This window comes from Nocardioides sp. (genome assembly GCF_036503465.1).
Taxonomy (GTDB): Bacteria; Actinomycetota; Actinomycetes; order Propionibacteriales; family Nocardioidaceae; genus Nocardioides.
In genome coordinates, this window is the sequence record NZ_DASXWU010000037.1 from 1 (window position 1) to 17,299 (window position 17,299).

18 protein-coding genes and 1 pseudogene are annotated in these 17,299 nt (G+C 71.9%); 4 read left to right on the forward strand and 15 right to left on the reverse strand.

Annotation, left to right across the window (positions count from 1 at the left end; all coding sequences use genetic code 11):
* Positions 1 to 158: 158 nt before the first annotated feature.
* Entirely contained in the window at positions 159 to 1,493 is a 1,335-nt protein-coding gene (locus VGK78_RS06125) for a glycoside hydrolase domain-containing protein (RefSeq protein WP_331526635.1), read from the forward strand.
* Here the strand turns inward: VGK78_RS06125 and purQ are convergent.
* Both purQ and purS read right to left on the reverse strand, forming a co-directional pair.
* Positions 1,490 to 2,158 carry a phosphoribosylformylglycinamidine synthase subunit PurQ gene (purQ, locus tag VGK78_RS06130; RefSeq protein WP_331526636.1) on the reverse strand — a complete coding sequence of 223 codons (669 nt, stop codon included), beginning with the start codon at positions 2,156 to 2,158 and terminating at the stop codon, positions 1,490 to 1,492. The genes VGK78_RS06125 and purQ overlap by 4 nt on opposite strands.
* A gap of 109 nt (positions 2,159 to 2,267) precedes the next feature.
* Positions 2,268 to 2,507 (reverse strand): annotated as a pseudogene (purS, locus tag VGK78_RS06135) (phosphoribosylformylglycinamidine synthase subunit PurS); the annotation flags it as partial.
* A 98-nt stretch (positions 2,508 to 2,605) separates the two neighbouring features.
* Between purS and VGK78_RS06140 the strand changes: the two are divergent.
* Positions 2,606 to 3,139, forward strand: a complete 534-nt coding sequence (locus tag VGK78_RS06140; RefSeq protein ID WP_331526638.1) for a general stress protein — start codon at positions 2,606 to 2,608, stop codon at positions 3,137 to 3,139.
* Between the two features lie 88 nt (positions 3,140 to 3,227).
* Here VGK78_RS06140 and VGK78_RS06145 read toward each other — a convergent pair whose 3' ends face one another.
* Genes VGK78_RS06145 through VGK78_RS06165 form a run of 5 tightly spaced genes read right to left on the reverse strand, consistent with a single transcriptional unit; the run spans position 3,228 to position 6,723 of the window.
* Positions 3,228 to 3,650 carry an SRPBCC family protein gene (locus VGK78_RS06145; protein WP_331526639.1) on the reverse strand — a complete coding sequence of 141 codons (423 nt, stop codon included), beginning with the start codon at positions 3,648 to 3,650 and terminating at the stop codon, positions 3,228 to 3,230.
* 52 nt (positions 3,651 to 3,702) lie between these two features.
* Positions 3,703 to 4,602 (reverse strand): phosphoribosylaminoimidazolesuccinocarboxamide synthase, encoded by a 900-nt coding sequence (locus VGK78_RS06150; RefSeq protein ID WP_331526640.1) that lies wholly within the window; start codon positions 4,600 to 4,602, stop codon positions 3,703 to 3,705.
* A gap of 35 nt (positions 4,603 to 4,637) precedes the next feature.
* The gene (locus VGK78_RS06155) at positions 4,638 to 4,910 is read right to left on the reverse strand and encodes an acylphosphatase (RefSeq protein WP_331526641.1); all 273 of its coding nucleotides are present in this window, start codon (positions 4,908 to 4,910) and stop codon (positions 4,638 to 4,640) included.
* 14 nt (positions 4,911 to 4,924) lie between these two features.
* Positions 4,925 to 5,593, reverse strand: a complete 669-nt coding sequence (locus tag VGK78_RS06160; protein WP_331526642.1) for a response regulator transcription factor — start codon at positions 5,591 to 5,593, stop codon at positions 4,925 to 4,927.
* Positions 5,590 to 6,723: a sensor histidine kinase gene (locus VGK78_RS06165; protein WP_331526643.1), complete on the reverse strand. Its 1,134-nt coding sequence runs from the start codon at positions 6,721 to 6,723 to the stop codon at positions 5,590 to 5,592. The genes VGK78_RS06160 and VGK78_RS06165 overlap by 4 nt, the downstream gene beginning before the upstream one ends.
* 163 nt (positions 6,724 to 6,886) lie before the next feature.
* Here VGK78_RS06165 and VGK78_RS06170 point away from each other — a divergent pair, with 163 nt between their 5' ends.
* Positions 6,887 to 7,525 (forward strand): hypothetical protein, encoded by a 639-nt coding sequence (locus VGK78_RS06170; RefSeq protein ID WP_331526644.1) that lies wholly within the window; start codon positions 6,887 to 6,889, stop codon positions 7,523 to 7,525.
* 89 nt (positions 7,526 to 7,614) lie between these two features.
* Here the strand turns inward: VGK78_RS06170 and purB are convergent, their stop codons facing one another.
* From purB to VGK78_RS06205, 7 genes are all read right to left on the reverse strand, one after another.
* Positions 7,615 to 9,033: an adenylosuccinate lyase gene (gene purB, locus VGK78_RS06175; RefSeq protein WP_331526645.1), complete on the reverse strand. Its 1,419-nt coding sequence runs from the start codon at positions 9,031 to 9,033 to the stop codon at positions 7,615 to 7,617.
* Between the two features lie 9 nt (positions 9,034 to 9,042).
* Complete coding sequence (locus tag VGK78_RS06180) at positions 9,043 to 9,861, reverse strand: DUF402 domain-containing protein (RefSeq protein WP_331526646.1); 819 nt, start codon at positions 9,859 to 9,861, stop codon at positions 9,043 to 9,045.
* Positions 9,858 to 11,108, reverse strand: coding sequence for a phosphoribosylamine--glycine ligase (gene purD, locus VGK78_RS06185; RefSeq protein ID WP_331526647.1), 1,251 nt, complete (start codon positions 11,106 to 11,108; stop codon positions 9,858 to 9,860). Before purD ends, VGK78_RS06180 begins: the two co-directional genes overlap by 4 nt.
* Positions 11,109 to 11,218: 110 nt before the next feature.
* On the reverse strand, positions 11,219 to 12,481 hold the full coding sequence (locus VGK78_RS06190) for an APC family permease (RefSeq protein WP_331526648.1): 1,263 nt from the start codon (positions 12,479 to 12,481) through the stop codon (positions 11,219 to 11,221).
* Positions 12,482 to 12,485: 4 nt separating this feature from the next.
* Positions 12,486 to 12,983, reverse strand: a complete 498-nt coding sequence (locus VGK78_RS06195; protein ID WP_331526649.1) for a hypothetical protein — start codon at positions 12,981 to 12,983, stop codon at positions 12,486 to 12,488.
* Between the two features lie 80 nt (positions 12,984 to 13,063).
* Entirely contained in the window at positions 13,064 to 13,804 is a 741-nt protein-coding gene (locus VGK78_RS06200; RefSeq protein ID WP_331526650.1) for an alpha/beta fold hydrolase, read from the reverse strand.
* The gene (locus VGK78_RS06205) at positions 13,801 to 15,087 is read right to left on the reverse strand and encodes an adenylosuccinate synthase (protein WP_331526651.1); all 1,287 of its coding nucleotides are present in this window, start codon (positions 15,085 to 15,087) and stop codon (positions 13,801 to 13,803) included. The genes VGK78_RS06200 and VGK78_RS06205 overlap by 4 nt, the downstream gene beginning before the upstream one ends.
* 113 nt (positions 15,088 to 15,200) lie before the next feature.
* On the opposite strand from VGK78_RS06205, the gene VGK78_RS06210 reads away from it, so the two are divergent.
* Positions 15,201 to 16,142, forward strand: a complete 942-nt coding sequence (locus tag VGK78_RS06210) for a diacylglycerol/lipid kinase family protein (protein WP_331526652.1) — start codon at positions 15,201 to 15,203, stop codon at positions 16,140 to 16,142.
* Here the strand turns inward: VGK78_RS06210 and VGK78_RS06215 are convergent.
* On the reverse strand, positions 16,137 to 17,123 hold the full coding sequence (locus tag VGK78_RS06215; protein WP_331526653.1) for a helix-turn-helix domain-containing protein: 987 nt from the start codon (positions 17,121 to 17,123) through the stop codon (positions 16,137 to 16,139). The two genes, VGK78_RS06210 and VGK78_RS06215, sit on opposite strands and share 6 nt — an antisense overlap.
* Positions 17,124 to 17,299: the final 176 nt, after the last annotated feature.

The window sequence follows — 17,299 nt, forward strand, 5'->3', positions numbered from 1 at the left end:
GTCCTCAGGCACACGACTCCCCAAAGAACAGTCATGTAGTTCTCCGGAACTGCTGTGACGGGTGTGACTGCTGTGTTTATGGTGTGCCGTTCCCCGTGGACCCCGGCCCCCGGCCGGCCCCCCGCCACGGGGATGTCACAAGCCCCAGGGAGTCCTGCATGTTCCTCCGTCCCCTCAGGATCGTCGTCGCCGCGGCGGCGCTGGCGACGATCGCCGGAGTGACGACGGAGGTCCCGGCGGGCTCGGCCGCCACGGCCAACGTGGTGACCCCTGGGAACTTCCGCGGGTACGGCTTCGACCAGTGCCTGGCGCCGAACCAGACGGCGATGGACGCCTGGCTCAAGCACTCGCCCTACCTCGCCGTCGGCATCTACATCTCCGGCGCCTCGCGTGCCTGCCGCAACCAGCCCAACCTCACCACCACCTGGATCAGCACCCAGCTGCGCAAGGGCTGGAAGCTGCTCCCGATCACTCTCGGACCCCAGGCACCCTGCAACCCGCGGTTCCCCCGCTACGGCAACGACCCGGTGATCAGCAACGACCCAGGGCAGTACGGCAACTTCGGCAAGGCCCGCCGGCAGGGCGTGAGGGAGGCGGGCCGCGCGGTGGGCGTCGCCCAGCAGCTCGGGATCTCGGCCGGGAGCACGCTCTGGTACGACCTCGAGGGCTTCGACCAGACCAACACGGACTGCCGCAAGGCCTCGCTGTCCTTCCTCAACGGATGGACCACGGGGATCCACACGCTCCACTACGTGTCCGGCGTCTACTCCAGCGCAGGCTCCGGGATCTGGGCGCTCGACCAGGCCCGCCTGAACACCCCGGACAAGTACGCGCTGCCCGACCAGATCTGGATCGCGCGCTGGGACGGCAAGGCCAACGTGTCCACGTCGTACATCAGTGACGACGGCTGGCGGCCTGGTCGCCGGATGAAGCAGTACCTCGGCGGACACGACGAGACCTGGGGCGGCGTGCGGATCAACATCGACCGCGACTACCTCAGCCTCGGCACGCCGACGGCGCCCGGCGAGCGGCACTGCGGTGGGGTGGACGTCGACCTCGCCGACTACCCGCCGACCAGGCTCGGCTCCGACCCGATCCTGGTCAAGGCGCTGCAGTGCCTGCTCACCGAGCAGCAGGTGTACGCGGGCCGGATTAACGGGACGTTCAACGACCGGACGCTGGCCGCCGTCCACGCCTGGCAGAGGGCGCACGGCCTCAAGCTCCGCAGGACGTTCACCCGACAGGCCTGGATGACGATCGTCACCGTGGGATCGCGGCCGGTGCTGAAGTTCGGCTCGACGGGCTCGTCGGTACGTCGTGTCCAGCGCGCCCTGAACGCCGCGACGCCCCGCACCGGCCTCACGGTGAACGGCCTGTTCACGCGCCCGACCGACGTCGCCCTGCGGGCCTGGCAGCAGGCGACCGGACGGACCGTCTCCGGGGTCGTGAACTACGGCACCTGGAAGGCGCTGGCGGCCGGGATCCGGAACTAGGTCGCGGTCAGGGCAGCGAGGCCGGTGAAGAAGCCGAGCCCGTCGGTGCCGGCGCCGGTGAGCGCCTCGACGGCGTGCTCCGGATGGGGCATCAGGCCGACGACGTTCCCGCGCTCGTTCGTGATGCCGGCGATGTCGTGCAGCGACCCGTTCGGGTTGACGTCGAGGTAGCGCGCGACGACCCGGCCCTCCCCCTCGAGCCGCTCGAGGGTCGGCTCGTCGGCCACGAAGCCACCCTCGCCGTTCTTGAGGACGATGGTGACCTCGGCGTTCTCGGCGTACGACGTGGTCCAGGGCGTGCGGTTGTTCTCGATGCGGAGGCGCTGGTCGCGGCAGATGAACGTGCGGTGGTCGTTGCGGATCAGGGCACCCGGGAGCAGATGGGACTCGCAGAGGACCTGGAAGCCGTTGCAGATGCCGAGCACCGGCATGCCCCGCTCGGCAGCCGTCACGACCTCGCTCATCACCGGCGCGAACCGCGAGATCGCACCGCAGCGCAGGTAGTCGCCGTACGAGAACCCTCCGGGCAGGACCACCGCGTCGACCCCCTTGAGGTCGGCGTCGCCGTGCCAGAGCGCCACGGACTCGCCGCCGGCCAGCCGGATCGCCCTGGCCGCGTCGGCGTCGTCCAGCGAGCCGGGGAAGGTGACGACACCGATCCTCATGCTCGACTCCTCATGCTCCGTGCGCGTCGTCGTGGTCGGGATCGAGGTCGGGGTCGGCCTCCTCGACCGCTTCGACGGGAGGCTCGGCCGACGGCTCGGCCGGCCCGGTGTCGGCGGTCACCGTGAAGTACTCGATCACCGGGTTGGCGAGCAGGGTCTCGGCCATCCGGCGTACGTCGTCGAGGCGCCGGTCGTCGGCCTCGCCGTCCACCTCGATCTCGAACCGCTTGCCCTGGCGGACGTCGCTGACGCCCTCGAACCCGAGCCGAGGCAGCGCACCGAGCACGGCCTTGCCCTGTGGGTCGAGGATCTCGCGCTTGGGCATCACGTCGACGACGTACCGGGCCACGGTGGTGCCTTTCGGAGGGCTGTGCGGGTCGGGCCAAGTCTAAGGACGGGCGTGGTGCGCTCCACGCACCGCCACCCGGGTGCGGGCAGACTGGGGCCATGGCAACGAACAACCCGCTCGGCGGGCTCGGCGGCGGCAACCCGGGGCTGCAGGGCGCCAGCATGCTGCAGCTGCAGTTCCCGCAGTCCCTGGCCGTGTACGACGACTACGCCGCGGCGCAGAAGGCCGTCGACTTCCTCTCGGACAAGGAGTTCCCGGTCGAGAACTGCATGATCGTGGGCACCGACCTCAAGCAGGTCGAGCGGATCACGGGCCGCCTCACCACGAACAAGGTCGCTCTCGGCGGAGCCTTGTCCGGGCTGTGGCTGGGCATCTTCATCGGCATCATCTTCTCGCTCTTCGGCAGCGACAGCGGGTTCGTCACGATCGTCACCACGGCACTCTTCGGCGTGCTGTTCGGGATCGTCTGGGCACTCGTCGGGTACGCCGCCACCCGCGGCCGGCGCGACTTCTCCTCGGTCCGCGTCGTCGTCGCCACCCGCTACGAGGTGCTCGTCGAGCACAAGCTGCTGCTCCGCGCCCAGGAGCTCCTCGCCCAGCTCCCCGGCGGCCGCCCGAACCCCTTCGCCTGACCGCCGACGTGGGACTTCCGCCGGCGCGAGGTGGGACTTCCGCGAGCGCGGGGCTCCCACCTCGGCGCGGAAAACTCCCGCGTCGGGGTCAGCGGGTCAGGATCTCGGAGGCGCGGAGGAGGTCCCTGCGGATCGTCTCGGGAGCCCAGCGGCCGCTGAGGGCGGCGGCGAGCGCGAAGGGGCCGTGACCGATGAGCCGGCCCTCCGCGGTGAGGCGGGTGCCGTGCCCGGTCTTCACGAACCGCATGGTCAGCAGGCCGTCGACGCCGCGCCAGGTGCCGGACTCGCTGAGCACCCGGTACGGCGTGAGCTCGGTGATCTCCATCCACGGCTTGATCCCGACCTTGGTCACGTCGCGCCACTGCATGCCCCGGTGCGGCTCGCCCTCGTCGAGCTCGGTGACCGCGCGCAGGCTGGTCTGCCAGAGCGGCCGGTTGCGGGGATCGGCGAGGAAGCGGAACAGCGCCGACGGCGGGTGTGGCAGCTCCAGGGTGACCTGGAAGTCGGTCATGTCCGGGGCCCCCGCGGCGAGGTGAGCGCAGCGAACACCTTCGTGGGGTGGCTCACCAGGGCAGCCCCGTCAGCGTCTCGTACGCCTCGAGGTAGCGCGCCCGTGTGTGCTCGATGACCGGCTCGGGCAACGGCGGCGGCGGCTCCCCGGAGGCGCGGTCCCACCCGGAGGCCGGTGAGAGCAGCCAGTTCCGCACGATCTGCTTGTCGTACGACGGCTGGGTCCGACCGGGGTGCCACCCGTCGGCGGGCCAGAAGCGCGACGAGTCGGGCGTGAGCACCTCGTCGGCGAGCACGATCGTCCCGCGTTGTCCTGAGCCTGTCGAAGGGTCCGAGCGGTGCCCGAGCTCGAGCTTGGTGTCGGCCAGGATGATCCCGCGGCCGCGGGCGATCTCCTCGGCACGCGCGTAGACCTCGAGGGTCAGCTCGCGCAGTGAAGCGGCCACGTCCGCTCCCACGGTCGCGACCACCGCGTCGTATGAGACGTTCTCGTCGTGCTCGCCGAGAGCGGCCTTGGCGGCGGGTGTGAAGATCGGCGAGGGCAGCCGGCTGCCGTCCTCGAGACCGGCCGGCAGCGCGATGCCGCAGACCTCGCCGCTCGCCCGGTAGTCGAGCAGTCCGGTGCCGGTGAGATATCCGCGGGCGACGCACTCGACCGGGTACATCTCGAGCCGCTCGCAGATCACGGCTCGGCCCCGCACGGCCTCGGGCACGTCCGTCGAGAGCACGTGGTGGGGCACCAGGTCGGCCAGCTGCTCGAACCACCACAGCGACATCCGGGTCAGGATCTCGCCCTTGTCCGGGATGGTCGTGTCGAGGACGTAGTCGAACGCCGAGATCCGGTCGCTCGCCACCATCAGCAGCCGGCCGTCGGGCAGCTCGTAGAGATCCCGCACCTTGCCGGAGTGCAGATGGGTCGCTCCGTCGATGGCGGGCGCTGCGGGGGTCGGCATGGAGCCGAGGTTACCGATCAGCGGGGTCGAGGCGGTCAGTACCTGATGTCGAAACCGTCGGTGCCGGTCGGCTGCGCGCCGCTCACCGCCACGTGCCGGACCGCGGCGTACGACGGGCCTCGCCGACACCAGTCCACCATGTCGTCCACCGCGTCGTCGTCCCCCTCGAGATGTCCGGAGACCGACCCGTCGGGGTCGTTGCGCACCCAGCCGCGGACGCCGAGACGCCGGGCCTCCTGCACGGCGTACCACCGGAACGAGACGCCCTGCACGCGGCCGGTCACCTTCACCGTCACCGCCTTCGCCACCAACTCACCGTAGGTCAGGTGCGCTGTCCGGTCACCAGCCCGGACTCGTAGGCGAAGATCACGACCTGGACCCGGTCGCGGAGCCCGAGCTTCATCAGGACGCGCCCGACGTGGGTCTTCACGGTGGTCTCCGAGACGAACAGCTCGGAGGCGATCTCGGCGTTGGTGAGCCCGCGCGCCATCATCAGCAGGATCTCCCGCTCGCGGTTGGTCAGCGTGCCCAGCGCGCGCCGCGCCTGGGGATCGCGCACCCGCGGCGCCGACAGGAAGGACTCGATCATCCGGCGCGTCACGCTCGGCGCGAGCAGCGAGTCGCCGTCGTGCACGGCATGGATGCCGGCCACCAGCAGCTCGGGCTCGACGTCCTTGAGCAGGAACCCGCTCGCGCCGGCTTCCAGCGCCTCGTAGACGTACTCGTCCATGTCGAACGTCGTCAGCATCACCACGCGGGTCTCCCCGAGGGCCTCGTCGGCGGCGATCAGGCGGGTGGCCGCGATCCCGTCGAGACCCGGCATGCGCACGTCCATCAGGACGACGTCCGGGCGGAGCTCGAGGCATCGCCGGACGGCCTCGTGACCGTCGGCGGCCTCGCCCACGACCTCGATGTCGGGCTCGATCTCGAGGATCAGCCGGAAGCCCCGACGGACCAGTGCCTGGTCGTCCGCGATGAGCACCGTCGTCACGCCGTCACCCCCAGCGGCAGCGTCGCCAGCAGCTCGAACCCACCACCGTTCCGGGGACGCGCCACCAGCTCACCGCCGTACACGGCGACGCGCTCGCGCAGGCCGAGGAGCCCGTGCCCCGCCTCGGCGTCCGGCGCGCTCGCCGCGCCGTCGTCGCGCACCGAGAGCTCGAGCGCGCCCTCGCCGTACGTGATGCCGACCTCCGCCCGGGCCGGTCCGACGGCGTGCCGGAGCGTGTTGGTCAGGCCCTCCTGCAGCAGGCGGTACGCCGTGAGGTCGAGGCCGCCGGGCAGCGGCCGGGGGTCGCCGGAGATCGTGAGCTCGACCGGGAGCCCGGTGGCCCGCACCTTGTCGACCAGTCCGGTGACCTGCGCCAGCCCGGGCGGAGGCTCGCGGTCCGGGTCCGACCCGGCCTCGCGGAGCACGCCGACCATGCGGCGCATCTCGTCGAGCGCCTCGCGGCCCACGCGCTCGACGGTCTCGAGCGCCTCGCGCTCGACGGCCTGGTCGGTGGTGAGGCGACGACGTACGGCCGAGGCCTGGACGGTCATCACGCTCACGCTGTGACCGATCACTTCGTGCAGCTCGCGGGCGATCCGGTTCCGCTCCTCGGCGACCGCCCGCGCCGCCCGCTGCTCCCGGGCGGTGCGGCGCTGCTCGAGGTTCTGGGCCTGGCTGCGCACAAGGGCGCCGACCAGCCAGGGGACGACGATCTCCATCATCCAGATCCCGCTCTGCGCGAACTGGACGGGACGGGTGTTCATCGGGTCGAATCCCGCCCAGGCCACCCAGAAGATCCCCACCAGGACCAGACCCCACCACGCTCGCCGTGGCTGGTAGCGAGCCACCGAGTAGGCCGCGACCATGGCGGCGGTCGCCACCCCCTGACCCTCCGGCGAGCCGACCAGTGCGAACTCGACGACGCTCACCGCGGTGATCGCTGCCACGCAGCCCAACGGGTTGACTCTGCGGAGCACGAGCAACAGTGAGGTCGTGACGAACAGCAGCGCCTCGATCCAGTGCGGCCCCTGCCGGTGGGTCGCATCGATACCCCAGAACGCCTCGAGCACGCCCAGGAGCGCGGCGCCGAGCGCGACCGCGACGTCGAAGGCCCAGCTCCGGCGGGTCATGCTCCGACGGTAGGACCACATCAGGCGCGGTGCGTCCTACTTGCGGAGGATGTGGGGTCGCCCGCTCAAGGGACCGGAAACCGGGAGCGCGGACGACGACCTGCGTGGCACCTGCTCCCTAGCGTCGAGGGGTCCGACCGATCGACCTCGTCAGGAGCACCTCATGACCACCGTTCCTCGCCGTGCCGGCGTCGCGCTGCTCGTCTACGGGCTGGGCGTGACCGCCGCTTTCCTGTCCCTGGGCTCGCCCGGGGGCGACTACGACCCGGACAACATCGCGTCGTACGTGTCCCACGGGCACTGGCCCGCCGCCTTCGCGCTGGCCTACATGTCCGCGCTCTGCTCGCTCGCGTTGATCGTCCTCGGCCAGGCTCTTCGTCGGTCCCTGGACGGTGCGGTCGGAGACTTCGTCGGCGGGCTGTGCCAGGCCGGTACGACGATCAGCGTCGTCGGCTCCTTCCTGGTCGGCGGCATCGACGTCGCGATGGCGGAGGGCGGCACCCACGTGCAGACCGGTGTCCCGCAGCCGGTCGTCTACACGCTCAGCGAGGTCGGCAACCTGGTCGCGGTGTGCGGCCCGGCGTTCTTCGTCGGCGTCGTGGCGCTGGTGCTCGCGGTCGCCGGGCGGCTTCCGATGTGGCTGCGGATCTTCTCGGTGGTCGCCGGCCTGTGCGGCATCCTGGCGCCGTTCTTCTTCACCTACTTCGTGTTCGTGATCTGGACGATCGTGACCGGTGTCGCGCTGCTGAGCAGCCGCGCATCCCGGCCGCTGGCATCCGAGCCGGCGCCGTCCCTGGTCTGATCCGGGTCGCCGCACTAACTGGCCCGCAGACGACTCCGGCGGTGCCCCGCCGGCGTCGTTCGTGGGCCAGTTTCTTCGTGGGCCGAAGGTCAGAGGATCGCGCCGGGGGTGTACGCCGCGGCGTCGGGGTGGCGGGCCACGACCTCCTCGACCCGGCGCACGACGGCCTGCGTCTGGGAGCGGGCGGCACCGGTGAACTCGATCGGGTCTCGCACGAGCGTCGCGATCGCCGCCCGGTCGAGCCCGAGCCGCGGGTCGTCGGCGAGCCGGTCGAACAGGTCGTTGTCGGTGCGGCCCTGCCGCATCTCCAGCGCGACGGTGACCGCGTGCTCCTTGATCGCCTCGTGCGCCGCCTCGCGGCCGACCCCGGCACGGACCGCCGCCATCAGCACCTTCGTGGTGGTCAGGAAGGGCAGGTAGCGGTCGAGCTCGCGCTGGATCACCGCCGGGAACGCGCCGAACTCCTCGAGCACGGTCAGGAACGTCTGGTAGAGACCGTCGGTGGCGAAGAACGCATCGGGGAGCGCGATCCTGCGTACGACGGAGCAGGAGACGTCGCCCTCGTTCCACTGGTCGCCCGCCAGCTCGGACACCATCGACAGGTGGCCGCGCAGGACCACCGCGAGGCCGTTGACCCGCTCGCAGGAGCGGGTGTTCATCTTGTGGGGCATCGCCGAGGAGCCGACCTGGCCCTCGGCGAAGCCCTCGGTGACCAGCTCGTGGCCTGCCATCAGCCGGATCGTGGTCGCCAGGTTGGACGGCGCCGAGACCAGCTGTACCAGCGCGGAGACGACGTCGAAGTCGAGCGAGCGGGGGTAGACCTGGCCGACGCTGTCGAGGGCCCGCTCGAAGCCGAGATGGGTGGCCACGCGGCGTTCGAGCTCGGCGAGCTTGCCGTGATCACCGCCGAGCAGGTCGAGCATGTCCTGCGACGTCCCCATCGGGCCCTTGATCCCGCGCAGCGGATAGCGGTCCAGCAGGTCCTCGAGCCGCTCGACGGCCACCAGCAGCTCGTCGGCGACCGTGGCGAACCGCTTGCCCAGGGTGGTCGCCTGCGCCGCGACATTGTGCGAGCGACCGGCCATCACCGTCGTCTCGTGCTCGGTGGCGAGGCGGGCCAGGCGAGCCAGCGTCGCCACGGCCCGGTCGCGGACCAGCGTCAGCGACTGGCGGACCTGGAGCTGCTCGACGTTCTCGGTCAGGTCGCGGGAGGTCATCCCCTTGTGGATGTGCTCGTGCCCCGCCAGGGCCGCGAACTCCTCGATCCGCGCCTTCACGTCGTGGCGCGTCACCCGCTCACGCGCGGCGATCGAGTCCAGGTCCACGCGGTCGACGACCTTCTCGTACGCCTCGACGACGCCGTCCGGTACGTCGACCCCGAGGTCGCGCTGCGCCGTCAGCACCGCGATCCAGAGCCGGCGCTCGAGCACGACCTTGTGCTCCGGCGACCAGATCGCGACCAGGTCGGGCGCGGCGTACCGCGTCGCGAGGACGTTGGGGACGGTCACGCGCCCATGCTATTGACCCGTCCCGACCGTCGGACCAGCCGAGGCGATGTCGACGACGTCGCGAGGAAGTGTCAGCGGCTCGTCCCACTCCGGTGGCGGCTGCCAGGACTCCCAGCCCTCGTCGAGCGGCCAGGCACCCGGGTCGATCTGCTCGCTTCTTGCCTGCTCGGCGATGTCGCGGATCACTCCCGCCTGCTCGGCCGTGCACCACCCGGCCTCGACTCCGGCGTCCAGCTCGTCGGCGTCCTTCAGCCAGGTCTCGCCGTTCTCCAGCCACAGGTCGAGGACCAGGTCGCGGGTGTGCACGCGCGGGCTGCCGTCCACCGGTCGCTCGTGCACGAGCTCGAGGTTGAGGTAGTGGCCCTCGAAGGCCCCACGGTCGTCGCGGAAGTACCACAACGACCAGGGGACGCCGGTGGGCGCGATCCGCAGGAGGCCGGGACCCTGCCAGCCGCGCACCACCATGTCGTACTCGCGGGCCACCGACAACGCCGCCCGCTCGGCCAATGATCTGTCGCGCAGCCCCCTCCCGTCGCGCGGGATCGCCGTCAGCCGCTCCGAGTCGGAGGGCAGCCACGCCACGAGTCCGCGCTCGTCATCGCGCACAACTCGCAGCACGTCGGTCCAGGCCCCGTAGTGCCACGTCACGATCTGCCCCTCGGCAAGGTACGGCGGCCCTCCTGCAGGTCGCACCTTCCCCGGTTGGACGACCCGACGCAGGGACGCCAGCCGCGCGAGGTCGGGGACCGCGGTGGTGGGCGGCTGGGTGAGCAGACGCATGGTGCCGCCGCTGGTCGAGGTGCGCTCCTCCCGAGAGGCCTCGGTCATCGGCCGGCGGCGATGTCGCGACGCCACTGGGCGCCGGGGAAGGAGATGGTCGCGACGCCCTCGTAGGCCTTCTCGCGGGCGTCCGCGACGTCGCTGCCGACGGCGGTCACGGCGAGCACGCGACCGCCGGCAGTCACAAGGTGGCCGTCCGCGAGCGCCGTACCGGCGTGGATCACGTGGACCGCGGGGTCGTGGGCGAGGGTCTCGGTGCCGACGACGACGTCGCCCTTCGAGGACGTCTCGGGATAGCCCTTGCTGGCCAGCACGACCGTGACGGCGGCGCCCGGCTTCCACCTGGGGGGCGGGACGTCGGCGAGCCTGCCGGTCGCGGCGCCGAGGAGCAGTGGCGACAACGGTGAGTCGAGCAGCGCCAGCAGGGGCTGGGTCTCGGGATCTCCGAACCGGACGTTGAACTCCACGACGCGCACCCCGCGCGAGGTGAGCGCCAACCCGGCGTACAGCAGACCGGAGAACGGAGTCCCGCGTCGGGCCATCTCGTCGACAGTCGGCCGGAGGACGGTGCGGGTGACCTCGTCGACCAGGTCGGGCGGGGCCCACGTGAGCGGGGTGTAGGCGCCCATGCCGCCGGTGTTGGGACCGACGTCACCGTCGTGGATGCGCTTGAAGTCCTGGGCTGGCTGGAGCGGGTAGACCGTCGGGCCGTTCGCCTCGTTCCAGCCGCACAGTGCGAAGACGCTGACCTCGGGCCCGTCGAGGTACTCCTCGACGACGACGCGGTCGCAGGCAGCGGCGTGGTCGGTGGCGAGGCGCCGGTCGTCGGTGACGACGACCCCCTTGCCGGCGGCCAGCCCGTCGTCCTTCACGACGTACGGCGGGCCGAACGCGTCGAGGGCGGCCGCGACCTCCTCGGCGGTCGTGCAGACCCTGGCCTCGGCGGTCGGGACTCCGGCAGCGGTCATCACGTCCTTCGCGAACGCTTTCGACCCCTCCAGCCGGGCAGCCTCGGCGCTCGGGCCGAAGCACGGGACACCCCTGCTCCGTACGGCGTCCGCCACCCCGGCGACCAGCGGCGCTTCCGGCCCGACCACGACGAGTCCCACGCCCAAGCCGGCGGCGAGTGCGGCGACGGCTGCCCCGTCCATCGGCTCGATCTCGTGGAGGGTCGCCTGCGCCGCCATGCCGGGGTTGCCGGGTGCGGCATGAACGGTCTCGACCCCCGCGTCTGCGGCCAGCGCCCGGACCAGCGCGTGCTCCCGCCCGCCGGTCCCGATCACGAGGACGTCCACGCGGGCCACCCTAGTGGCCGGTCCTGCTTGTAACGCCCTGTTATCCACGGCAGTGCGCCTACCTGCGGGCGCCCGGGTGGGGATAACAGGGCGTTACAAGCGAAGGGGCGTCACCCGGACAGGCGGCATAGGCGGGTCAGGCGTAGCACGATCCCGACCGCGAACACAGCGAGGCCGGCGACGACCGACTGCCAGGGCAGGGAGGCGACGAGCAGCAGGCAGCCGGTGCAGCCGAGGAGCTGGAGCCAGCGCGGGAAGCGGCGGGCAGCAGACGGCTGGCGGTACGCCGAGGCGTTGGCGACGAAGTAGTACAGCAGCACACCGAACGACGAGAAGCCGATCGCGCCGCGCAGGTCGGTCGTCAGCACCAGGACGACAACGATCGCGGCCACCGTCAGCTCGGCGCGGTGCGGGACGCGGAAGCGCGGGTGGACCGCGTCCAGCCAGCCCGGCAGGTCGCGCTCACGGGCCATCGCCAGACCGGTGCGGCCCAGCCCGGCCACCAGGGCGAGCAGCGCGCCGGCGGAGGCCAGGGCGGCACCCACCCGGACGACACCGACCACCCAGGTCGCGGAGCCGTCCCGGACGGCGTCGGCGACGGGGGCCGACGACGACGCGGTCCCGGCCCCTCCGAGGACCATGAGCACCGCCACCGCGACGACGGCGTACACCACGACGGCTCCGGCCAACGCGACCACGATGCCACGCGGGATCACGCGCGCGGGCTCGCGCACCTCCTCCCCCAGGGTCGCGATCCGGGCGTAGCCGGCGAACGCGAAGAACAACAGCCCGGCAGACTGCAGCACGCCGTACAACCCGTTCGTGGGCGACGTCCACCCGTCGAGCCCGGACGACGAGCCCCCGCGGAAGCACGCGACGGCCGCGACGACCAGGGCCACGAGCACCAACGAGACCAGCACGCGCGTCAGCAGAGCCGTGCGGGTGATGCCGGCGCAGTTCACCAGCGCAAAGACGACGACCACGGCGGCCGCGACCGGCCGCAGCCAGCCCGTGGGGGCGACGTACGCCGCGAAGATCAGCGCCATCGCCGCGCAGGAGGCGGTCTTGCCGACCATGAAGCCCCACCCGGCGAGATATCCCCACCACTGCCCGAGCACCTCGCGGCCGTAGAGATAGGTGCCGCCGGCGCGGGGGTACGCCGCGGCGAGCTGCGCCGACGCGGTGGCGTTGCAGTAGGCGACGACCGCGGCCACGGCCAGGCCGATCAGCAGGCCCGTCCCCGCGGCGCGCGCAGCTGGGCCGTACGCCGCGAACACGCCCGCGCCGATCATCGAGCCCAGCCCGATGAAGACCGCGTCGCCCAGCCCGAGCCGTCGGTCGAGGGACGCGGAGCGGGCGGTCACGGTCGCCATGGAACTACGCCATCGCCGCCGCGATGCGCCGACCCGCCTCGGCGATCTGCGCCTCCGTGGCGGGAGGCATCGCGTCCTCCCACGCCATCAGCATCGGGCCGCTCATGTCGAGCCGGCCCAACGGCCGCGGCACGAACCAGACGTGGAAGTGCGCACCCCCGTCGCCCCAGCGGTACAGGTGGACGCGGCCGACGTCACCGAGCGCCAGCACGGCCCGCTCGACGTGCCCGCAGACGGCGGCGAACGTCGAGCCGATCTCGGCCGGCATGTCGGCGAACGAGTCGAAGTGCTCACGAGACGCCAGCCAGACCGAGCCGGCCAGCCCGGTCTGGCCCGGGTTGTGCAGGGTCCAGTGCGCGTCGGACCAGATCAGGTTGGAGTCGGAGCCGGCGCTGCAGGGGAAGCACGGCTCGCCCCCGGGTTCGCCCCGCCGCGGTGGCTCGGGCACGACGAGGTCGGCGGGTTGCAGGACGGTCAGGGGTTCGGCGTACGGAAGTGTCATGTCGCCAGGTTCCGGCGTACGACCGGATCACGCTTGACCCGCCTTGCCGAGCGGCGATCAAGCGCCCCGCACGCGGAGCGTCAGCCCGGCCGGCCGGGCGTGGTCATCCGGCCCAGCAGGCCGAGCAGGACGTCGACGACCTGTTCCGGCTGGGTCAGCATCGCCAGGTGGTGCGCGTCCAGCTCCGTGCAGGGCCAGCCCCGGCGCCTCGCCTCCGCGGCGGCGTCGGCGTACGCCGTGCTCAGCCGGAGGTAGGCGCACGGTGCGTCGGGCCAGTGGGGTGCCGCCGGGTGCTCCTCCTCGAACATCGCCAGCGGCAACGGCCGGCACTCCGCGGCGAACCGGTCGCGCTGCTCCGGGTCGGGCAGCAGCTCCGCCAGGCCGTCCTCGCCCCACCAGAGCGCCCACGGGGGGAGGACGCCCTCCGACTCCATCTCGTGCAGGAGGTCGGCGAACTCCGGGGGCGCCGTCGCCAGCGTGCTCCGCCCCGGCGTCGGCAGCCCCGCGTCCACGAACACGTATCCGGCCACCTCACCCAGCGCCTCGCCCACGGCGCCCAGCAGCGGACCCGCGCCGCTGTGCGCGACCAGGACGACCGGCACGCGCGGATCGGCGTCTCGGCCGGCCACGGAGTCGAGGACGGCCGCTACCTGACGCGGCACGTACGGCGGGTCCCCGGAAACCGTCTCGGTGAGATCGGCGAGCTCCGCCGAGCGGCCGGCGCGCCGGAGGAGCTCTGCCACGGGTCGCCAGGTCGACGGACCGACCAGCGGGCTGTGCACCAGCACCAACGGAGGCGCGACCGTCGTCTCCACCGTCACGAAGGGGGTACGACGAGGGTCTGCTCGCGGCCGGGACCGACGCCGACGCCCCAGATCCGGGTGCCCGACATCTCCTCCAGCGCGCGCACGTAGGCCTGTGCGTTCGCCGGCAGTGCGTCGAAGGTGCGGCATCCGGAGATGTCCTCCCACCAGCCGTCCAGGTGCTCGTAGACCGGCCTCGCGTGGTGGAACTCCGTCTGGGTCATCGGCATCTCGGCGTGCCGGACGCCGTCGACGTCGTACGCCACGCAGACCGGGACCTTCTCCCAGCTCGACAGCACGTCGAGCTTGGTCAGGAACAGGTCGGTGAGGCCGTTGACCCGCGAGGCGTAGCGGGCGACCACCGCGTCGTACCAGCCGCATCGGCGGTCGCGGCCGGTCGAGACACCCACCTCGCCGCCGATCTTCCAGAGCTTCTCGCCGTCCTCGTCGAACAGCTCGGTGGGGAACGGGCCGGAGCCGACGCGCGTGGTGTAGGCCTTGATCACCCCGATGACCCGGTCGATCCGGGTCGGACCGACGCCCGCGCCGGTGCAGACGCCACCGGCGACCGCGTTGGACGACGTCACGAACGGGTAGGTGCCGTGGTCGACGTCGAGCATCGTCGCCTGCGCGCCCTCGAACAGCACGGTGTCGCCCCGGTCGAGCGCCTGGTTGAGCAGCAGCGAGGTGTCGGCGACCAGCGGCCGCAACCGGTCGGCGTACGACAGCAGCTCCTCGACCACCGCGTCGACGTCGACAGCGCGCCGGTTGTAGACCTTCGCGAGCAGCTGGTTCTTGACGTCGAGGCTGCCCTCGATCTTGTCGTGCAGGATCTTCTCGTCGAACAGGTCGGCCACCCGCACGCCGACGCGGGCGACCTTGTCGGCGTACGTCGGGCCGATCCCGCGCCCCGTGGTGCCGACCTTGTTCTTGCCGAGGAAGCGCTCGGTGACCTTGTCGATCGTCTGGTGGTACGACGCGATCACGTGCGCGTTGGCGCTGACGACGAGTCGCGACACGTCGACCCCGCGCTCGGCCAGCGCCTCGAGCTCGCGGAAGAGGGCCTCCGGCGAGACCACGACGCCGTTGCCGATCACCGCCGTACACCCCGGAGTCAGGATCCCGCTGGGCAGCAGGTGCGTGGCGAACTTCTCGCCGTTCACCACGATGGTGTGACCGGCGTTGTGGCCACCGCTGGTGCGGACGACGTAGTCGATCTTCTCGGTGGTGGTCAGGAGGTCGGTGGCCTTGCCCTTCCCCTCGTCGCCCCACTGGGCTCCGAGGACCACGATCGCGGGCATCGGACCTCCTGCTCGGGGGCGGCTTCCGGGCTGCGGCGGGGCCGCTCGGGCGGTCGCGACCATACCCCACGGGGGGAGTCGCGTCCTGGGCGGTCTCGGCTAGGGTCCGCCCCGTGGACCCCCTCCTCGTGATCACGAACGACGACGCGGGGACCGCCGACGACGAGGCGCTCGAGCGTGCGCTCGACATCATGCGCAAGAAGTGCTCGGTCGACGTGCAGTCGACGTCCCAGCCCGGCGAGCTCGACGGGGTCCTGCAGCGGGCCGGGTCGCGGCGGATCGTGGTGGCCGGCGGAGACGGCAGCCTGCACGCCGTGATCGCGGCCCTCTACCGCCGGCACGAGCTCGGCCACGCCGTGGTCGGGTTGTTGCCGATGGGCACCGGGAACGACTTCGCCCGGTCGCTGGAGATCCCCCTCGACCCCGAGGACGCCGCCCACGTGGTTCTCTCCGGTGTGGTGCGGCCGATGGACCTGATCGTGGACGAGCTCGGCGAGGTCGTCGTGAACAACGTCCACGTGGGGGCCGGCGCCGAGGCCAGCCGGCGCGGGGCGGGGATCAAGGAGCGGCTCCGCGCGATCGGCGTCGGCAAGGTCAATCTCGCGAAGCTCGGCTACCCGATCGGTGCGGTGATGTCGGCGCTGGACGAGCCCAGCGTGCATCTCCACGTCGAGCTCGACGGGAAGGTCGTCACCGACGTCGACGACCCGGTGTTGATGGTGTCGATCGGCAACGGCGCGAACGTCGGCGGCGGCACGCTGCTGACGCCGGACGCCGACCCCGCGGACGGCAAGGTCGACGTGATGATCTCCCACGCGATCGGGACCAAGGCGAGGCTCGGGTATGCCCTTCACCTCCGGCGCGGGGAGCACCACCGGCGCGACGACGTGCAGTACCTGCGGGGGTCACAGGTGACGATCTCCGGCGACGCGTTCTGGATCAGCGCGGACGGCGAGATCAGTGGGCCGGAGCGGCAACGGTGCTGGCACGTCGAGCCCGCGGCGTACTCGTTCATCTTGCCGAGGTCGGCGGGAAGGTCCGAACCTCCCTCATAACCACCCCCTCCGCGCGGCCTCGGCACCGGCCTGGAAGCGGGTGTCGGCGCCGAGCTCGATCATGAGGTCGGAGATGCGGCGCCGGACGGTGCGCAGGCTGAGCCCCATGGTGCGGGAGATCTGCTCGTCCTTCGCCCCGGCCTGGAGCTGCCGGAGCAGGAACGTGCGCTCGGTGCTGCGGGGTCCGGAGAGCTCCGACACCGGGACGGCCTTCTCCCAGTAGAGCTCGAACAACAGGGTCAGCGCGGCGACGAGGGCCCCTTGGCGCACCAGCAACCGCGGCGAGTCGGAGTAGCCGAGCGGCTCGGGGACGATCGCATGGGTGACCCCGATGACCATCAGCCGGGTGGGCATCTCGTCGATCAGCCGGACCTCCTCGCCGCCGTCGACACGCTGGTGGAGGGTCTCCGGAGCCTCGTGCAGCGCCCGCAGCGGATAGACCGCGCGCGAGCGCCGGCCCGAGGCGATCGCGCGGGCGACCACCCGGGAGATCGCGGACTCGCGCGGCATCTGCCACGCGTCAGGCCGCAGGAACAACAGGTCACCGCGGCTCTGCTCGATCATCGCGGTCAGCAGCTCCAGGGCGTTCCCGCCCGAGCTGAGCTCCCCGTCCAGCGCCTGGACGTCCTCGACCTCGCCGGGTGCCGGGCGCGTGCGGGCCGCCACCAGGAGCGGCACCGCTCGGGCGAGGTCGTCGAGGCGGTCGCGGGCGAGGTCGGCCGCGGCGGCCTCGCGGGAGATGGCCGCCGCCAGCGCCTGGTCGGCACGCAGCACGGTGATCCGGCCGTCCTCGAACCGCACCACGCCGCAGTCGACGAGCGCGGACAGGACGACGCGCACTCGGTCCGGCTCGACGCCCAGGGCGGCGGCGACGTCGTGCACCCTGGAACCGGAGAGCGGGAGCAGCTGCTGGTAGCGCCGCTCGTCGTCCGCACTCACCCCGAGCGCGGAGAGGACCGAGACCGCTCTTCTCCGTGGCACCGCGCGGAGTCTATTGGCATCTTGGTGCCACTGACCGGAGACCTCCGGGGTTTGAGCGATCCAATGGGGAAGATGATGAGGACGGGACAGCCGAGATGCTGCGGCCGGCACACATCGGGGGATGCTCCGGCCACTCGTCAGAGGGCGCCAGCCGCTCGGGCCGGCGCCCTCCGTCC

Excerpts from the sequence above, each read along its gene's own strand:
- VGK78_RS06125 (WP_331526635.1), top strand. The coding sequence starts at position 159 with ATGTTCCTCCGTCCCCTCAGGATCGTCGTCGCCGCGGCGGCGCTGGCG.
- purQ (WP_331526636.1), bottom strand. The coding sequence starts at position 2,158 with ATGAGGATCGGTGTCGTCACCTTCCCCGGCTCGCTGGACGACGCCGAC.
- VGK78_RS06140 (WP_331526638.1), top strand. The coding sequence starts at position 2,606 with ATGGCAACGAACAACCCGCTCGGCGGGCTCGGCGGCGGCAACCCGGGG.
- VGK78_RS06145 (WP_331526639.1), bottom strand. The coding sequence starts at position 3,650 with ATGACCGACTTCCAGGTCACCCTGGAGCTGCCACACCCGCCGTCGGCG.
- VGK78_RS06150 (WP_331526640.1), bottom strand. The coding sequence starts at position 4,602 with ATGCCGACCCCCGCAGCGCCCGCCATCGACGGAGCGACCCATCTGCAC.
- VGK78_RS06165 (WP_331526643.1), bottom strand. The coding sequence starts at position 6,723 with ATGACCCGCCGGAGCTGGGCCTTCGACGTCGCGGTCGCGCTCGGCGCC.
- VGK78_RS06170 (WP_331526644.1), top strand. The coding sequence starts at position 6,887 with ATGACCACCGTTCCTCGCCGTGCCGGCGTCGCGCTGCTCGTCTACGGG.
- VGK78_RS06180 (WP_331526646.1), bottom strand. The coding sequence starts at position 9,861 with ATGACCGAGGCCTCTCGGGAGGAGCGCACCTCGACCAGCGGCGGCACC.
- VGK78_RS06190 (WP_331526648.1), bottom strand. The coding sequence starts at position 12,481 with ATGGCGACCGTGACCGCCCGCTCCGCGTCCCTCGACCGACGGCTCGGG.
- VGK78_RS06195 (WP_331526649.1), bottom strand. The coding sequence starts at position 12,983 with ATGACACTTCCGTACGCCGAACCCCTGACCGTCCTGCAACCCGCCGAC.
- VGK78_RS06205 (WP_331526651.1), bottom strand. The coding sequence starts at position 15,087 with ATGCCCGCGATCGTGGTCCTCGGAGCCCAGTGGGGCGACGAGGGGAAG.